Below are 16,814 nucleotides of genomic sequence, written 5' to 3' on the forward strand. Positions count from 1 at the left end.
CACCATGCGTCCGCTCTTCCTTCTCGCTCTCTCGTCCTCGTTCGCTCTTGCCGCAGACTTGCCTGATCCCGCCGTCATCACGGCGGCCATGAAGAAAGCCGTCACCTACGCCCACACTCACCTCGCTCGTGAAGGCGGCTACGCCTCCTCTTATGACAAGGAAGGAAAGATCGGCGAAGTGGAGCACGCGAAATCGCCCACCGTAACCTCCATCCAGCCGCACGGCACCACCACCATGGGGCTCGTCATGCTGAAGGCCTACCAGGCCACCGGAGACGCAGTCTTCCTCACCGCCGCCAAAGACGCGGCCAAGTCCCTGCTCAAATGCCAGCTCGCCACCGGCGGCTGGGACAGCGACTTCGATTTCGATCCCGAAAAGATCAAAAAATACCACCTCCGCAGCGACCTCGACGCAGGCGACAAAGAGCCCGGCAAACGCAGGAACTCCTCCACGCTCGACGACAACAAGACTGAGTCAGCCCTTCTCTTTCTCCTCGAAATGGTCCACGAGCCAGCCTGCAAAGACGACGTCGAGCTAAAGCGCTGCACCAAGTTTGCCTTCGACTCCCTCCTCGCCGCCCAGGCCCCCATCGGTGCCTGGCCCCAGCAGTTCACCGGTCCCGCCGACCCCACCGCGCCCGTGCTGAAGGCCAGCTACCCCGAGACCTGGAGCCGCACCTTCCCCGCAGTCAAATATACCGGCTTTTACACGCTCAACGACGACAACCTCCAACAGATCGCCAAAGTCCTCTTCCGAGCCTATGAGCTCGAAAAAGACGAGCGCTACCTCACGGCCCTCAAAAAGCTCGGCGACTTCTTCATCCTGGCCCAAATGCCCGAGCCCCAGCCAGTCTGGGCGCAGCAGTATGACCGCGACATGCACCCCGTGTGGGCTCGCAAGTTCGAGCCCCCTTCAGTCACCGGCTACGAAAGCCTCGGTGCCATGGAGGTCCTGCATCAGCTCTGGGTGCTCACGGGAGATGACAAATACCTCAAGCCCATCCAGCCCGCCCTCGCCTGGTTCGAGCGCTCCAAATTGCCCGACGGCACCCATGCCCGATTCTACGAGCTGCAGACCAACAAACCCCTCTTCTTCGTCAAGGACACCTACGTGCTGACCTACGACAGCAGCAACATCCCCACTCACTACTCCTTCACTGACATGGTGCAGGACAACATCGACGACTTTAAAAAGAAGCTCGCCAAAAGCCGCGAAGAACTGCAGAAAAACTTCGCAGGCCCACAGACGCCCAAGGAGTGGCTGAGCCGCGCCAAAGCTGCAGCCTCCAAGGCCCGCAAAGCCGCCGAATCCCTCGACAGCGAAGGCCGCTGGCTCAAAAACGATGAAATCGACTCCGGCGAATTCGTCAAAAACATGAACGCCATGACAAACTACATCGAGGCACGGAAAAAGAGCGGTGAGTAGATATTCCGTGGAGCATCCTATCGACTCCCCACCCGGATTCATGCCGGACAAGGCGTTGCGTCTTTTCATTGTCACTGAAATCCTCACCCCCTTCATCGAACAGAAGGCGGCAGAAGGCATCCGGTTGTCCGTGAACGTGGTTTATTCGAATGGCGGTCAGATGATCTCCGGCCCTGACCTTGAGCAGAAGGGGAAGGCAACCGCGGTGCAAGCGACCGTGATTTGCAAGCCCGCTCTCATTCAGCACCTCCTGACTACGGAGATCGTTCTGCAACCCATGCACGAATCCAGCCTGGACTGCCCGTCTTACTCGATTCGATGCGTCGTGCGCAAAGACGACAAAGGTTACTACCTGACGGAGAGCCAGGTCAGCACCTTGTCACCGTAAGATCCTGCCACCGTCTGCCGGGTCGTGTTTCAACGCCGGGCCACCACCAGCGAGCTCATCATCACGCCAATGAGCACACCAGCTCCTGCGATCAGCCAGAAGTTCGTCGGCGTGTCGGCCACGTCCGCCCTCACATACATGCTGAAGAGTCCTGTCAGGGCCGTGAGCGGCAGAAACAGCGCCGCCATCACATTCAGGCGGTGCGAGGTGTTTGCCATGATCTGCGCGCTTTGCGCCTGCGCCTCGGCCTGCTTGGCCACCGTGAAGTTCAGGCCAAACTGCGCATCCTGCAGCAGCAGCTCGGCGGTGCGCTCCACACCTGCGGCCTGATCCCGCAGATTGATCACATCGCGGTCCGCTTTCACAAACTCTCGCGCCTGCTGCAGCGCGCGGTGCATGCCGCGCGAGCTGCGCAGCACCGGGGCGATGGCCTCCAGCACCTCGTGATACTCGGCGGCGGTTTGCGCCGCGTGCTCCGCCTTGTCCAGTTCCTCCAGACGGGCGGCGTAGGCCGCCAGCTGGTTCTGCAGCGCCAGGCTTCCGCCGTTGTCCGGAGCCGACTTCCACACCCCGTCCGGCTGCCTCCAGAACAAAGCCGGACGCCGTTCCACATCATGCGGCCCCGGCAGCTGATGCAGGATGATGAGCAGGTGCCCTTCCTCAAAGATCGCGCGCTGCGTTCCCGCCTCACGCCCCACCCGGTTGCGAATCGCCTCCGGAATCGTTGTCCACAGTTTCGGAATAATCTGAATGTCTGGTTTCATGCATGGGATTTTAAATCCCGCGGCTATGAGAGCAGACCCCGCCCGTGGAGGCGATGACAAATAATCGCCAAGTTTTCAGGCTCCCTAAGAAGTCCCCTTCTTGCCCGAGCGCCAATCACGGCCTAGCTTCCTCACCCACACATCATGTCCCACGCCGTCCTCAGCCTCCTCAAAGAAAGCCGTCACCCCATGCGCATCGACCTCATCGGCGTTGCGGGCTCAGGCATGAGCGGGCTGGCCCTGCTGCTGCTGGGCCTCGGTCACAAGGTCAGTGGCTCGGACAAGGCCACCACCCTGGAAACGGAGCGCCTGCAAAAACTCGGCCTTCAGTTCTTCCACGGCCACACGGAAAAGGAAGTCGAGGACTGTGACATGGTCATCTACTCCAGCGCCATCAAGCCCGGCAACGTGGCCTATGAAGCCGCCTACAAGCAGGGCATCCCGCTTGTCCGCCGCGCGGAGGCTTTGGCCGCCGTGATGGCGAACAAGAAAGGCGTCGTCGTCTGCGGCACCCATGGCAAGACCACCACCTCCGCCCTCACCGCGCACGTGCTGCGCCAGGGCGGTCTCAGGCCCAGCCACTACGTCGGCGCGGAAATCCCCATCCTCGGTTCCAACGCGCACTGGGACACCGAAGGCGAGCTTTTTGTGGCTGAGGGCGATGAAAGCGACGGCACGCTGGTCAATTTCCATCCGGAGCACGCCATCGTGCTGAACATCGAACCCGAGCATCTCGATTTCTATGACGGCATCGAGGCCATCAAGACCGTGTTCCGCCAGGTCCTCAGCCAGACACGCACCCACTGGGTGTACTGCGCCGAAGATCCCGTAGCCAGCGAAGTCTGTGCCGGGCCCCAAGGCGTGAGCTACGGCTGGAGCCGCTCTCACGATTTCTCGGCCAACATCCTCTCGATGAAGCCGGATCATTCCGAGTTTGAGGTGTACCAAAAAGACCAGCTTCTCGGCACGGCCACGCTCGGCATTCCCGGCAAGCACAACGTCAGCAACGCGCTCGCGGCCATCGCCCTCGCCACCCGTTGCGGCGTCACGTTTGAGGCCATCCAGCACGCGCTGCGCACCTTCCGGGGTGCCAAGCGCCGCTTCGAAATCCGCCACAGTGGAGAGCGCTTCACCGTCGTGGATGACTACGGCCATCACCCCAGCGAGATCGCCGCCACTCTGGCCACCGCGAAAGGCCTGAACGCCAAGCGCATCGTCTGCCTCTTCCAGCCCCATCGCTACAGTCGCACGCAGCTCCTGAAAAAGGAGTTCGGCGCCAGCTTTAACGATGTGGACGAACTCTTCGTCACCGACGTCTATCCAGCCAGTGAAAAGCCCCTTCCCGGTGTCAGCGGCGAGACCATCCTCGAAGAGGTAAAGCTCCAAAACGACCACACCAAGACCGGCAGCACGCCCACGATGCCCATCGCACGCGACAAAGTGGGCAACGCCCTCCGCCCCGGCGATCTGCTCATCACCCTCGGCGCTGGCAACGTCCACGAAGTCGGCCGCTGCATCGCCCGCGATCTGCCCGTGCTCGAAAAACTCTGCGCCATCCTCGATGCCAACGGCGGCGGTGTCGCACGCCTCTACGAGCCGATGAACCGCCACACCACCTGGCTCATCGGCGGCCCCGCGCAGTATTGGATCGAACCCCGCAATGAAGCCGCCTTCGCGGAAGTCGTGCGCTACCTGCGCTCGGCCTCGATCCCCATCCGTGTCATCGGCCGCGGCTCCAATCTCCTTGTCAAAGACGGCGGCATCCGCGGCGCAGTGATTCACACGAAAGGCGACTTTGAAAACGTGACCGTGAACGGAGATCTGATCACCGCCGGAGCTGGCGCACGGCTCAAGAAAATCGCCAGCGCCGCCCGCAATGCCGGTATCGGCGGCTTTGAGTGGATGGAAGGCATCCCTGGCAATCTCGGCGGGGCCATTCGCATGAACGCCGGTGCGATGGGCTCCGAGACCTTCGACCAGATCGTCAGCGTCCGCTTCATCGACACGGACGGCAGCATCAAAGAAAAGCCGCTCGCCGAGATCACTCACCACTACCGAAGCGTTCCCGAATTCGAAGAGCGCTACGTCGTCTCCGCCGTGTTCAAAGGCACCCCTGCCCCGCAGGCGGAGATCGACACCAAGCTCGCCGCCTCCCATCAAAAACGCCGCACCTCCCAGCCTGTCGGCGCCAGCGCCGGCTGCACTTTCAAAAACCCCGAAATCTGCGGCGCAGGCAAACTGATCGACGACCTCGCCCTCAAAGGCCGCAGTGTCGGCAAGGCCACCGTCAGCGACGTCCACGCCAACTTCATCGTCAATCAAGGCGGCGCCACCGCCCGCGAAGTCCTCGACCTCGTCTCCCAGATCAAGGAAACCGCCCTCCAGGAGCGCGGCGTGACTCTGGAGATGGAAGTCAAGGTCATTGGCGAAGACCAGCCGCTTCCGCTGTGATCCTCTCTAGCTGAGTATCTGCCCGGAAATCTCATCCGTGGCGAGAAACTGCTGCACGTGCATCGTCGGATCGCAGGTGGCAAAGCGTGCAGGCGCTATCATGGTCGAATTGATGACTCTGGATGCCTGAGCGTCAGGAGATAGAATTGTTGCCCCATGCAGCACGCCATGAGTAGCCCCGAATGTGCCTTGTGCCGCCATGCTGTTGTTGATGACAACAATTCGGGGCCTGTCCTCCCGCCAGTCCGATATGGAGACGAGATACTGACGTAGCAGTTCAGCACCAGGGCTGTACATCGGGTTGTGCAGCCGCAAAAACTCAGAGGGGCTGATCCCGAGATCATGGGCACAGCGGGTGAAATCCGCGATGTGAAACTCACTGCGCACTTGCGTGGGCTCGTAGCCAAGCATCAAAAACGATCTCTCCGGCGCGCCATCCAGATGGAGCCGCGTAGTGTTTTGCTGATCAAACCGTCCCAACGAAAGATACTCAAGTCCCTCACCCCACTTCGCTGTATGCATTTGGGAAAGGAGCTCTTTCAAGGCCGTCATGTGACGCCTCAGTTCACGTGAACTCGTCTCGGCTGGTAGCACCATAACAGCAAAACCTAGCTGAGTAAAATCTGTGCGAAATACGCGCGTAAAGACCGCTTCGGCGTCCTGAGTGACGTCTTTTGTTTCCATCAACAGGCTGGCGGTTGGAGGCATGCAGGGACGAGAGGCGTGAACCGGTATTGCGCAAGCCACGGATGGATTTTTGCGCACCTTTCATTCGTGCTCCGCTGCCGCTGTGACAAGCCCCTGACAACTCAGACACTTTTTTCAGTGTCCAAGACCGCAGAATCGGTGTTCAGTTTCAGCGTTTTCCGTCCTTGGGCGGTCTTTTGGCATGCAGAAACTCGCTCTCATTCTCTTTCTCCTCGGCCTTTTCGTGACCGGATTGCTCGGCACTGAGACCCGTTTGCTGTTCTTCTGGCCAGGGTGTCTGCTTCTTGGCCTCGCAGGTTTGACGGCCGTGCTCCGCTGGAAGCTGCGAGTCAGTTTTCAGCCAAGCGACTGGTGCCTGCTCACCATGCTCCTGCTCGCGGGATACGTGGGCTGGCGTGCCTGGACCTCTCCGGTGGAGATCTACGCACGGGAGGACGCCGCCGTGCTGATGGCTGGCTTTGTGGCCTATTTGCTCACAGTGACGGCCGTCAGCGACTCAAAATGGCGTCTTGCCATTGTCTCCGTCCTGCTGGTGCTCGTGGCAGGAAATTTGACCGCCGGCTGGCTGCACTTCAAAGGACGCTGGGACTTCCATCTGGTGCCGGGCTTCTTCCGCTCCTTCCCTCCCGGGCGCATCGGCGGCTTCTTCAACAATCCCAACCACCTCGCGGCCTTCCTTTCCTTTGCAGCCTTCCTTTCGGCAGGCGTCATGCTCTTTGCCCGCATCCACATCGCCTCGCGGCTGCTGCTGGGGTTTGGCATTTTGTCGATGCTGGCCGGAGTCGCTCTCACCATGAGCCGCGCCGCCATGCTGGGCCTCGGTGTCGGCGGCGGGGTGTTTGTATTGCTCGCTCTTTGGGTTGTGTGGTGCACCAGACGTTCCCTGTTCAAGTGGCTGCTCATCGCCTTGCTGCTGGTGGGGGGCGCTGCAGGCGGCGCACTTTTCAAAGTGAACGCAGACTCCATGCTCACACGCCAGCTGACCAGCCCGCTGGGCGAAGACATGCGCGTTCACATCTGGCGTGCCGCACTCGCACAGAATGCAGAATCACCCTGGATCGGCATGGGGTCGCGCATGTTTTACGAGGGGTGCATCACCCACCGGGACCCGGAGTCCTCGGCTCATATGGGAGATGCGCTCTTCGCCCACAACGAATACCTCCAGACGCTCGCGGATTACGGCTGGGCAGGTCTGGCGCTTGTGCTCCTCGTGGTGCTGGCGCACCTGCTCAACGGCCTGCGTTTCCTGCGCTGGTTCACGGTCGAAAAATTTCCCGCCACCGGCATGCTCGGGAGCAATGCGCTGGCGCTCACCCTCGGCGGCATCGCCGCGCTGGTGGCTACGCTGGTCCAGGCCGTGTTTGAGTTTCAAGGCCACATCCCCATCACCGCGCTGGTCGGCGCCATCCTCCTCGGCATGCTCGCCAATCCGGGCATTGAGAGCGAGGTCTTCCGGCCGCGCCGCATCTGGGGCCTGCGCTTCCTCATGAAAATCGCCATGCTGGCTGCCTCCGCCGCGCTTGTCGGTGCCGCCGCGATCTTTGGCACCGCTGATGGCTATGCAGCCTTGGCTCGGTACCAAAACAGCCGGGGTGAAACCAGCAAAGCCTTGGCTCATTTCTCCCGCGCCGTTCTCATGGACCCCCGCAATGCCGTGCTGGCCTATCAGCAGGGGTTGGCTTTGATGGACTCCGTCAAACCAGGCATGACCAAGGATGCCTACCTTCGCACCGTGGAGGCTTCCCTCAAAGCTCTCACGCGCGCGACGACGCTGAACCCTTTCAACTACCTCTACCAGCTCGCGCTCGCAGACGCCCTCGACGCCGCCGGAAAAAATGACGCCGCATTCCAGGCCATCCAGCGTGCGCTGGCCCTCGCCCCCCTCTACGAGGAGCCCCGCCTGGCCCTCGGCATCCACTATCACCGCCTAAAACGCTATCAGGAGGCCGAATTTGCCTACCTCTGGGCCGGAAAAGCCGGCGCGCTCAACCCTGAGGGCACCACCAACTGGCTGGACAGCTACCGCGAGCTCCTGCGCCAGACGGCTCTGGATGCCGAAAAGGCACGCAACTCCCTCATCCAGCAGCAAGGGCGCTGAGTTTGAGATGCGCATTTGCCCTCGCGCCGAATTCCGCTACTGTCTCCCCCCTCATGGCACTCGCAAAAATCACCCAAGTCGCCGGTCGTGGCGTTTACGTCCCCGGTTCTGACATCGACACCGACCGCATCATCCCCGCACGCTTCATGAAATGCGTGACGTTTGACGGCCTCGGCGAATTCGCTTTCTACGACGTCCGTTACGACAAGGACGGCAAGCCCACCGGCCACCCGCTTGACGATCCCCGCTTCAAGGGCGCCAACATTCTCCTCTCCGGCACCAACTTCGGCTGCGGCAGCTCCCGCGAGCACGCCCCCCAGGCCCTCTACCGTTTCGGCATCCGCGCCGTCATCGCCGAAAGCTTCGCCGAGATCTTCTTCGGCAACTGCACCACCCTCGGCATCCCCTGCGTGTGCGCCAGTGCCTCAGACATCCGCGTTCTGGCCAACGAGATCGAGCGCAACCCGCAGCTCGAGGTCACCATCGACGTCGCCGCCGGCAAGGTCTTCTTTGAAGACCAGGAGTTCTCCATCACCCTGCCAGCCACCGCCCACGAGGCGCTGACCACCGGCAAGTGGGACCCCATCGCCGAACTTCTTGAAAACAAAGACGCCGTGCACGCCCGCATCACCGCGTTGGGCTTTGCCTGAGCTGGCCTCCACACCGCCTGACGCATGGCCGCCACAGAAACAGCCGCGACGGATCATTCGTCGCTGATCGTCCGTATTCCCTCGGCTATGCGTCAGTCCGCCTCGCCGGACACGATCCACGTGATCGGGCACCGCAATCCCGACACGGACGCCATCTGTTCCGCCATCGGCTATGCCGCCTTTCTGCGCGATGTCCGCGGCATGAAGGCTGAGGCCGCCTGCTGTGGAGAGCTCAGCGTGCGCACCAACTGGGTGCTCCAGACCGCCGGTGTCCCCGGCCCCAGGCTCCTCCTGGATGTGCGCCCCACAGCCGCCACCATCTGCCGGCGCGATGTCTTCACCGCCAGCCCACACCAGACTTTCCTCTCGGTGTACCGGATGATGATGGATCACAACTTCCGCAGCATCCCCATCGTCGATGACGAAGGCCGCCTGCTCGGCATGCCGGCCATTCAGGAGCTCGGACAGCTCTTTCTGCCTGCTCAGACCACTGACAAGACGGATGCCGCCAACCGTGAAGTCCGTACCAGCCTGCTCAACATTGTCAATGCTCTCGACGGCATCCTCGGCGGCGCTGCAGCAGATCTGGAGACCATTCAGGACTTCGTGCTCGTCGTCGCCGCTTCCAGCCTCGAGACCACTCGCAAACGCGCTCAGCAGTTCCCCTCAAACCGGCTGGTGATGGTCACCGGCGACCGCCCGGAAATCCACGAGCTCGCCGTCGAGATGAATGCGCGCTGCCTCATCATTACCGGCAAGTTCAAGGCCACCTCCAGCATTCTTACACGTGCTGCGCAGCAGGGCGTCGCCATCATTTACTCCCCTTACGACACCGCCAGCACCTCCCAGCTCCTGCGTTTCTCACGCCCCATCGGCGAGGCGCTGACGCACGAGTTTCTCTCCTTCGGCTCCCGCACCCCCCTGCGTGAGATCGTCCCCGCGGCGCAACATTCCGGCCAGCCTCTTTTTCCCGTGGTCGATGAGGAAACCCACAAGCTCCTCGGCGTCTTTTCCAAGTCAGACCTCATCGACCTCCCGCGCATGAAGCTCGTGCTGGTGGACCACAATGAATTTGCCCAGGCCGTCGCCGGTGCGGATGAGGCCGAGATCATCGAGGTGATCGACCATCATCGTCTCAGCGGCAATCTGCGCACCAAGGAGCCCATCCGCTTCATCAATGAGCCTGTGGGCAGCAGCTGCACCATCGTGGGCATCATGTACCGCATGCGCGCGGCCGCGCCGGACAAGGCCACCGCCATCTGCCTCTGCGCAGGCATCATTTCCGACACGCTCCACCTCACCAGTCCCACCACCACCAACACGGACAAGGAGATCCTCGAATGGCTCAGCGCCATCGCCGGCATCGACAGCGCCCAGTTCGTCAAAGACTTCTTCGCCGCAGGCTCCATGCTCCGGGAAAACACCCCTGACCGTGCCTTGGAAAGCGACCGCAAGGTCTTCGAGGAAAACGGCTGGCACATCAGCATCTCCCAGATCGAAGAACTCGGCCTCGACGAATTCTGGAAGCGCGAGTCCGACCTCCAGGGCGCGCTGCAGGCCCTGCTCTCCAAGCACAATCTCCACTTCGCCTGCCTCATGGTCACCGACATCACCCGCCACCACAGCGTCCTGCTCGTGGCCGGAGACCAGCGCGTCATCGACGCCATCGACTACCCGCAGGCCAAGGAGCATGTCTATGACATGGCCGGCGTCGTCAGCCGCAAAAAACAGCTCTTCCCCTACATGAGCCACGTGGTGACCAAGCTGGCGGCTCCGTGAGGTGAGCGGGCGAGGGCGAAATATCGCCCCTCACCCAGCCTCTCCCCGAAGATAAACTTCGAGCGGCGTAGCTTGGGACGGGGAGAGGAGAAACCAGCTACGAACCCAATTCGCTTTCAAAGCGATCCAACGCGAATCCCCTCTCCCCGCCCGAGGCTCCGCTGATCCACCGCAACCTTCGGGGAGAGGCAGGGTGAGGGGCGACCCAAAGCCACCTTGACACTCTCTCCTCCTTTGGGTGTAGTCCCCATATGCTGACTCGACTGGAAGAAATCCGCCACGAGATCACCGGCGAACGTCTCACCCTCATTGAATTCGCCCGCAAGCTCCGCCAAGACGCCACCGACCCTGAAGCCCTCTTGTGGGCCTGCCTGCGGAACCGCCGCATGAACAAACGCAAGTTCCGCCGCCAGCATCCGCTGGCTCCTTATGTCCTTGATTTCTACTGTGCGGATTTAAAGCTCGCAGTCGAGCTGGATGGCGGACAGCACAACTCCACCGAAGGAAAGCAGCATGACAAAGTCAGAGATTCGTTCTTACGATCCCTGGGCATCGAGACCCTGCGATTCACGAATGACGATATGATGCGGCATACCGACAGTGTGTTGAACACGGTCTGGAACCGTACCGCCGTCACTCCGCAAAACTCCCCGTCTTCAAAAACCGGTGCACCGCCCGGAAAACCGCCGGCTGCAGGATGATGGTGGCATGATTCGTCGGCAGCAGCACATGCTCTGCCTCTCCTTCCCCATGCGAGCTGGCTATCGTCACCACACCGTCCGACTCATCTCCAAGGAATCGGCGGAAAATGGGCAGCGTATCCTTGTTGCCCATGATGACGCCCGTCTCCGGCGGCAGCGGCCCCAGCATGTTCGGCGTGCTGTTGGCATCCGTCCCCAGCTCTGCTGACACCGGGCCCAGCAGCCAGCGCACCCAACCCCACTGGCGCAGTTCATCAATGATCTGGCTGCCCTGATTGGGAGGAGCCAGCAGTACCGCACGCCCCAGCGGAAACGCCGGATCACGCTGCGCCGCCCAGGCACGAAACACGATGCCGCCGAGGGAATGGGTGACGAAATGCACCTGCGTCCCTTCTTCGATCTCCAGCTTTTCCAACGCCGGATTGATGTGATTCTGCACCGCATCCGCAATCGAACTGCGGTGGGACGGGTAACCGATGCTTTTCACCCGATATCCGCAGAATTTCAGCCACAGCCCCACCAGCCACATGCTGCGCCGCGTACGACCCAGCCCATGAATGAGGACGACGGTGGGAGTGGGAGAAGCAGGGGGCGTTGCCATTTGAAGGCATGATCCTGAACTGAGCGCACCGAGAAATCAACAACACAGCCTTCATGGCTGATAGCCCGGCTGCGATGCGGTGCGGCCGGGCTGCTTTGCCAAAACGCTTAATGATTAAACAAGAACGCCGGTGAGTTGATCAACGCCCAGGCAAGATCCTGCGCAGCCGTCAGTCGCTTGTTGCCAAGCTGGCTCTGGCTCAGCCCGGCATCACGGCGCAGCTGCACCAGCTTGGGATCAAGCATGATCGGCTTCTGAGCATCCGCGCGCTTCGTTTCCAGCGCCACGAGCTGCGGGTCCACGGGCAGTGGTTTGCGGGCGTTGGCCAGCACCTTGTTCTGAGCTTGGAAGTCCTTGAACTGATCCAGGAAGTGCTGGGCCAGCAGCGCCTTTTGCTCCGGCTTGCGCGCAGCGGCGGGAGTCTTCAGCGCGGCTGCCACGGCGGCAGGCGCACCGAAGCGCACGGTCGGGCTGGTGGTGACCCACAGACGGAAGCGGCCAGGGTTGTACTTCCCGTTTTGGAAGTTGGAGGTGATCTGCACGCTGAACTGCGAGCCGCCCTCGTGCGCGATGGGTTTGGCAAACTCAAACGTGGCCTCATGGCGGAAGCCACCCTGCGGACTCACGGCCCAGCCACGGTCACGATTTCCCTTCTTGAGCGCCTCAGTGACGACAAAGTTTGTCTGCTCAAAGTCAGCCTTCGGATTCTTCAGCAGCTGCTCCTCGCCGCCGCGCTTGCTGCGCTTGGCATCGATGGGATCGGTGCGCACGGTGATCTCGCCAATGACAAAGTTGCCATCGGGGGCGAGGCCGGGGCCGTTGTTCGGCAGGCGGTCGTCAGGCAGCATCTCCAGCTTGATGGCGGTGATGTTGGTCAGCGTGGTCTTGCCGATGAGCAGGTAGTTGCCGGTGCTCTCACGACCCGCGGGCATCGCCGTGGCAAAGAGGCTGCCATCGGGCTGCACTTCCAGCTTTTCCACGCCCCCCGCGCGCTGCACCTTGATGCTGTCAAAGGGCTGCCACTCAGTGGTGAGGTCCAGGTAGTTTTCCCACGCAGGCTGGTTGGCCGGGGCGGTGTCCTTGATGGTTTTCGCCTTGGCTTCGGCAGTGGTGATGGCGGCTTTGCGAGCGGCTTCTTTCTTCGCCACTTCCGGCGCGATTTTGGCCTTGTAGCCTTCCAGCTCCTTCTTGGCAGCCTCAATGGCGGCCAGGCGCTCCTGCTCGGCTTTCTCGATGATCGGCTTCTGCTCGGCCTCCTTGGCCTGCAGGGTGGCAGCGAGCTCCTTGTTCTCAGGATCGATCTCCTGCATGGAGGCCAGAGCGGCGTTGATTTCTTTCTCGCTCGCATGGCGGTTGATCACGCGCATGAAGATGGCATCCACCAGCTGGCGGTCGTCCTTGATCTCATTCGTCAGCTTGGCGATGGCGTTGTTCGGATCGCTGATGGCGTCTCCCACCGTCGGGCCGCTCATGAGGGCCATCACGGGGCCGAGGTTCACCTCGTTGCTGCGTTCGCACTCGCACACGGACTCACGGGCAGGTTTGCCGAAGTTGGCGAGGAAGCCGTCCTGCAGCTTGATCTGGCCGTCTGCCAGAGCGGCGGCGCGGGTGCCTTTGGGGACGCCGGGGATGTTGGGCATGCTGCCGGTCACGGCAAAGACGGAATCAAACAGCACTTCGGCGGGCAGGCGGCGGGCCTTGGCGTGGCTGTAGTTGGTCTTGTCGTCCTCGTTCCATTTGTTGGTGGCCAGGCTCAGATTGTAGGTGCGGCTGTTGGCGATGATCTTCATCAGGTGGCGCACATTGAAACCGCTCTGGATGAACTCATTCGTCAGATACTGCAGCAGCTCGGGATTGCTCGGTGGATTGCCGGCGCGGATGTCGTCCAGCGGCTCGATGACGCCGGTGCCGGTGAGGTAGCCCCAGATGCGGTTGGCGTAGCTCATGGCAAAGTAATCGTTCTGCGGGCTGGTCATCCAGGTGGCAAACTGTTCGCGGCGGGTGCTGGCGGTCTTGCTCACGAGCTCGTTCTCATACGGCACGCGCGGAGCCACGGGCTTGTTGGTGCGCAGGTGCAGCACGTCGCCGTCCTTCTTGTCGCTCACGATTTCATACAACGGCTTGGCGCCTTCCACAGCGGTGCCGCCGATGGTCTGGCCTTTGGCGGCAGGGTCGCCCTTGAGGTCGATCTGCGCAAAGTAGGACGCGGTTTCATAATACTGGTCCATGGTCCAGCGCTCGAAGGGATGGTCGTGGCACTTGTTGCAGTTGAAACGTGTGGCCAGGAAGAGGTGCGTGGTGTTCTCGCTGATCTCCTCCGCCGTGCGCACGGTCTTGAAGTAGGCGGCGGCGGGATTGTCCTTGTTGGAGCCCGTGGCGGTGATGATGCGGTAGGCAAAGCGGTCATACGGCGTGTTGTCCGCCACCTGCTGCTTGATCCACGTCCGCAGCCCCATGGCTCCTTCATTACCGAGGAACTTGGAATTCACCTGCAGCATGTCAGCCCATTTGTTGGCCCAGTGCTCCACGAAGTCGGGATTGCCGATGAGCTTGTCGATGATCTCGCTGCGCTTGGTGCGCGTGTCGCGCTTGTCGGCCAGGAAGGCGGCCACTTCCTCCGGCTTCGGCGGCAGGCCGGTCAGGTCCAGGTGGATGCGGCGCAGGAAGTCCTCGTCGCTGCACACACCGCTGGGCTCGATCTTCATGCGCTGCCATTTCTGCGCCACCAGCTCGTCGATCTTGTTCCACTTCTCCGGCTCCTTCCAGGCAAAGCCGGTGCGGTCGCCCATCACCGTGATGGTGGTGGCCGCATACGCGCCTTCAAAGCGGGCCAGAATGGGAGCCTCGCCACGGCGCAGGCTGGTCATGAGTCCCTTTTTATCAGCTTCGATCACATCACCATTGCCGCTTTCCAGGAAGGCCTCGGCAGTCACGTCTTTGACATAGCCATCCGCATAGTGTGCGATGACGCGCAGCTGCTGGCGCCCGCCGATGCGCTCGATGACCGGGTTCTTTGGAGACAGCTCGATGCTGGTGACGCGCGGTGTTTTGAGATCCAGCTTTGCACCCTGGCCGATCCAGGCCTTCAGAGACTCATAGTAGAGCTCTCCGGGCACCGTGAGCTGACCGCCCTCATGCGGCACGGCACCACTGGCCTTGAGCAGCATGAGCGAGTGCTCCGGCGAGGCCACGTTGGCGCGGCGGCTGGAGATGTCGTCGGTGAAGGCGAGCACGTCATACACGGGATCATAGCCACGCAGCGAGAGCTTGAAGCCCGCCTTGCCTTCCTTGGCACCATGGCAGGTGCCCTGGTTGCAGCCCAGCTTGGACATGATGGGCATCACATCGCGCACGTAGTCGGGCTTCAGTGCCACATTCATACCTGCAACATTCACGGGAATGTTCGCGGTCTTGCCCTGGAAGGAGATCTTCACGTTGGTCGCGCCATCCTTGTCCGGGCGCACCATGCCGCGGGTGTTCACATCCACCACATCGGTGTTTTCTGCGGTGATCTTGGCCATGCGGGTGACGTCCGCGCGGGTGCCGTCGCTCATGCGGGCGGTGATGAGGAGCTGGGCATATTCCGTTGGCTTGCCGATCTTGATCGTGGTGGGCTCCACATCAATGGAGGCCACCGTCGGGCCCGTGTGCAGGGTTTCCACCTTGGTGTCTTTTTCCAGCACCGCACGCACGCTGTCGTCCACGATCACATCCGTGGCGGCGAGCACCTGTTCCTTCACCAGCGGCACGGAGACAAACTCCTTGGCGATGGCTCCGGTCGCAGCATCGATCACGCGGATCTGGCCGTCCTGACCTGCCACCGCAACCGTCTTGCCATCCGGGCTGAAGGTCACGCTGAAGATGCCGCAGGGCACGGGCGTGCTGCTGAGCTGCTTCACATCTTTGACGATCCACGCGTCCAGTTCAGGTCCCTTGCCGTTCACGGTTTCCACGATCTTCTTCACCGCCTCGGGCATGGTGCTGTCGTAGTCGCTGGAGTAGATGTTCACCGCGCCCGCACCTTCGTTCGAGGAACCCACCGCGATGCGCTTGCCATCCGGCGCGAAGTCCACGCCAAAGATGCGCCCCTGCATGGCTGGGAATTTACGGATCAGGTTGGCGTTGTCGCCAATCACACGCTTGGTAAGCCGCTCCATGCGGTAGATCGCCGGCACACCGTCGGTACCGCCAATCAGCACCTCATTGCGCTGCGGATGCCGCGCCAGCACCTGCACACCGCCCTTCAGTGCGCCGGGGGTGATGGAGGTGATGTTATCAACGAAACGCTGCGTGGCCACTTCCGTGAGCTTCACGCTCATGTCACGGCCGCATGATACGACATGCTTGCCATTCACACCCCACACGGTGTCCAGCACCCAGTCGCTGTGGCCGCCCATGAAGAGGGTTTCCTTGCCAGTAGCCACCTCGATGGCTCGCACCGCATTGTCACCGCAGCCAAAGGAGAGGAATTTGCCATCCGGCGACCAGCTCGCGCCATACAGTGTGTCAAACGTGAGCGACTTGGAGAGTTCAAGCTTCTTCGCCGCCACGTCCCAGATCTGGATTTCACCCATGCGTGCCGGGCTGCCACCGGTAACGGCGATTTTTTTGCCATCCGGAGACCACGCCAGTTTCTGAATGCGCTCCGCCAGACCCACCAGACGTGCGACGATCCCGCTGCCATCCGCCTTGTGCACCAGCACTTCATGATAACCCGCCACGGCGATCATGCTGCCGTCAGGCGAATACTCGATGGAGGTGATGGCAGGCGCCTTCACATAGACTGGAGGGTGGGCCATGTCGTATTCCGCCTTGGCAGAGGCAGGCGTGTCATCCTTGGCACCTTCCGCGATCCAGCGCTCGATCAGCGCGATCTGCGTTTCATGCAGCGGATCGGCCTTCTGCGGCATCTCCACCTTGCCCTTTTCATCCGGCTTGATCAGCTTCAGCAGGTTGGACTCGGCAGGTTTCCCCGGGATGATCGCATGCCCTTCCTCGCCCCCTTTGAGCAGCGCGACGAACTCCGTCATGATATAGTCGCCTTTCTTCTTGGCGGGCTGGTGGCAGCCGTTGCACTGGGCCTGGAAGATGGGGCGGATGTGCTTGTAAAAGGAGACCGGCTTGTTCGGGTCGATGCCCTCCTCCTTCTTCGGCGGTGCAGCATGCACGGCGGCGGAAAGGAAGAGCGCAGGGATGAGGAGACGTGTCTTCATGGGTTGGCTGGGGCGTTTTTGACAAAATTGGGGCA

General features: G+C 61.6%; 11 protein-coding genes. 7 read left to right on the forward strand and 4 right to left on the reverse strand.

What is annotated here, in order from left to right:
* Positions 1 to 4 precede the first annotated feature (4 nt).
* Together ACFQDI_RS15280 and ACFQDI_RS15285 are read left to right on the forward strand one after the other, a co-directional pair.
* On the forward strand, positions 5 to 1,426 hold the full coding sequence (locus tag ACFQDI_RS15280; protein WP_377168262.1) for a pectate lyase: 1,422 nt from the start codon (positions 5 to 7) through the stop codon (positions 1,424 to 1,426).
* Positions 1,427 to 1,433: 7 nt separating this feature from the next.
* Entirely contained in the window at positions 1,434 to 1,814 is a 381-nt protein-coding gene (locus tag ACFQDI_RS15285) for a hypothetical protein (RefSeq protein WP_377168264.1), read from the forward strand.
* A gap of 29 nt (positions 1,815 to 1,843) precedes the next feature.
* Here ACFQDI_RS15285 and ACFQDI_RS15290 read toward each other — a convergent pair whose 3' ends face one another.
* Positions 1,844 to 2,578 (reverse strand): CorA family divalent cation transporter, encoded by a 735-nt coding sequence (locus ACFQDI_RS15290; RefSeq protein ID WP_377168266.1) that lies wholly within the window; start codon positions 2,576 to 2,578, stop codon positions 1,844 to 1,846.
* A 144-nt stretch (positions 2,579 to 2,722) separates the two neighbouring features.
* Between ACFQDI_RS15290 and murC the strand changes: the two genes are divergently transcribed.
* Complete coding sequence (murC, locus tag ACFQDI_RS15295; protein ID WP_377168268.1) at positions 2,723 to 5,029, forward strand: UDP-N-acetylmuramate--L-alanine ligase; 2,307 nt, start codon at positions 2,723 to 2,725, stop codon at positions 5,027 to 5,029.
* 6 nt (positions 5,030 to 5,035) lie between these two features.
* Here murC and ACFQDI_RS15300 read toward each other — a convergent pair whose 3' ends face one another.
* On the reverse strand, positions 5,036 to 5,737 hold the full coding sequence (locus ACFQDI_RS15300; protein WP_377168270.1) for a hypothetical protein: 702 nt from the start codon (positions 5,735 to 5,737) through the stop codon (positions 5,036 to 5,038).
* 181 nt (positions 5,738 to 5,918) lie between these two features.
* Between ACFQDI_RS15300 and ACFQDI_RS15305 the strand changes: the two genes are divergently transcribed.
* From ACFQDI_RS15305 to ACFQDI_RS15320, 4 genes are all read left to right on the forward strand, one after another.
* Positions 5,919 to 7,835 (forward strand): O-antigen ligase family protein, encoded by a 1,917-nt coding sequence (locus tag ACFQDI_RS15305; RefSeq protein ID WP_377168272.1) that lies wholly within the window; start codon positions 5,919 to 5,921, stop codon positions 7,833 to 7,835.
* 53 nt (positions 7,836 to 7,888) lie between these two features.
* The gene (gene leuD / locus ACFQDI_RS15310; RefSeq protein WP_377168274.1) at positions 7,889 to 8,485 is read left to right on the forward strand and encodes a 3-isopropylmalate dehydratase small subunit; all 597 of its coding nucleotides are present in this window, start codon (positions 7,889 to 7,891) and stop codon (positions 8,483 to 8,485) included.
* Positions 8,486 to 8,509: 24 nt separating this feature from the next.
* Positions 8,510 to 10,264, forward strand: a complete 1,755-nt coding sequence (locus ACFQDI_RS15315) for a putative manganese-dependent inorganic diphosphatase (RefSeq protein WP_377168276.1) — start codon at positions 8,510 to 8,512, stop codon at positions 10,262 to 10,264.
* 251 nt (positions 10,265 to 10,515) lie between these two features.
* Positions 10,516 to 10,965, forward strand: coding sequence for an endonuclease domain-containing protein (locus ACFQDI_RS15320; RefSeq protein ID WP_377168278.1), 450 nt, complete (start codon positions 10,516 to 10,518; stop codon positions 10,963 to 10,965).
* On the opposite strand, the gene ACFQDI_RS15325 is transcribed toward ACFQDI_RS15320, so the two are convergent.
* Together ACFQDI_RS15325 and ACFQDI_RS15330 are read right to left on the reverse strand one after the other, a co-directional pair.
* A complete protein-coding gene (locus ACFQDI_RS15325) occupies positions 10,898 to 11,566 on the reverse strand; it encodes an esterase/lipase family protein (RefSeq protein WP_377168280.1) in 669 nt (222 codons plus the stop codon). The two genes, ACFQDI_RS15320 and ACFQDI_RS15325, sit on opposite strands and share 68 nt — an antisense overlap.
* A 107-nt stretch (positions 11,567 to 11,673) precedes the next feature.
* Positions 11,674 to 16,779 (reverse strand): DUF1549 domain-containing protein, encoded by a 5,106-nt coding sequence (locus tag ACFQDI_RS15330; RefSeq protein WP_377168282.1) that lies wholly within the window; start codon positions 16,777 to 16,779, stop codon positions 11,674 to 11,676.
* Positions 16,780 to 16,814: the final 35 nt, after the last annotated feature.

The sequence above is a fragment of the Prosthecobacter fluviatilis genome (genome assembly GCF_042655725.1).
GTDB classification, from domain to species: Bacteria; Verrucomicrobiota; Verrucomicrobiia; order Verrucomicrobiales; family Verrucomicrobiaceae; genus Prosthecobacter; species Prosthecobacter fluviatilis.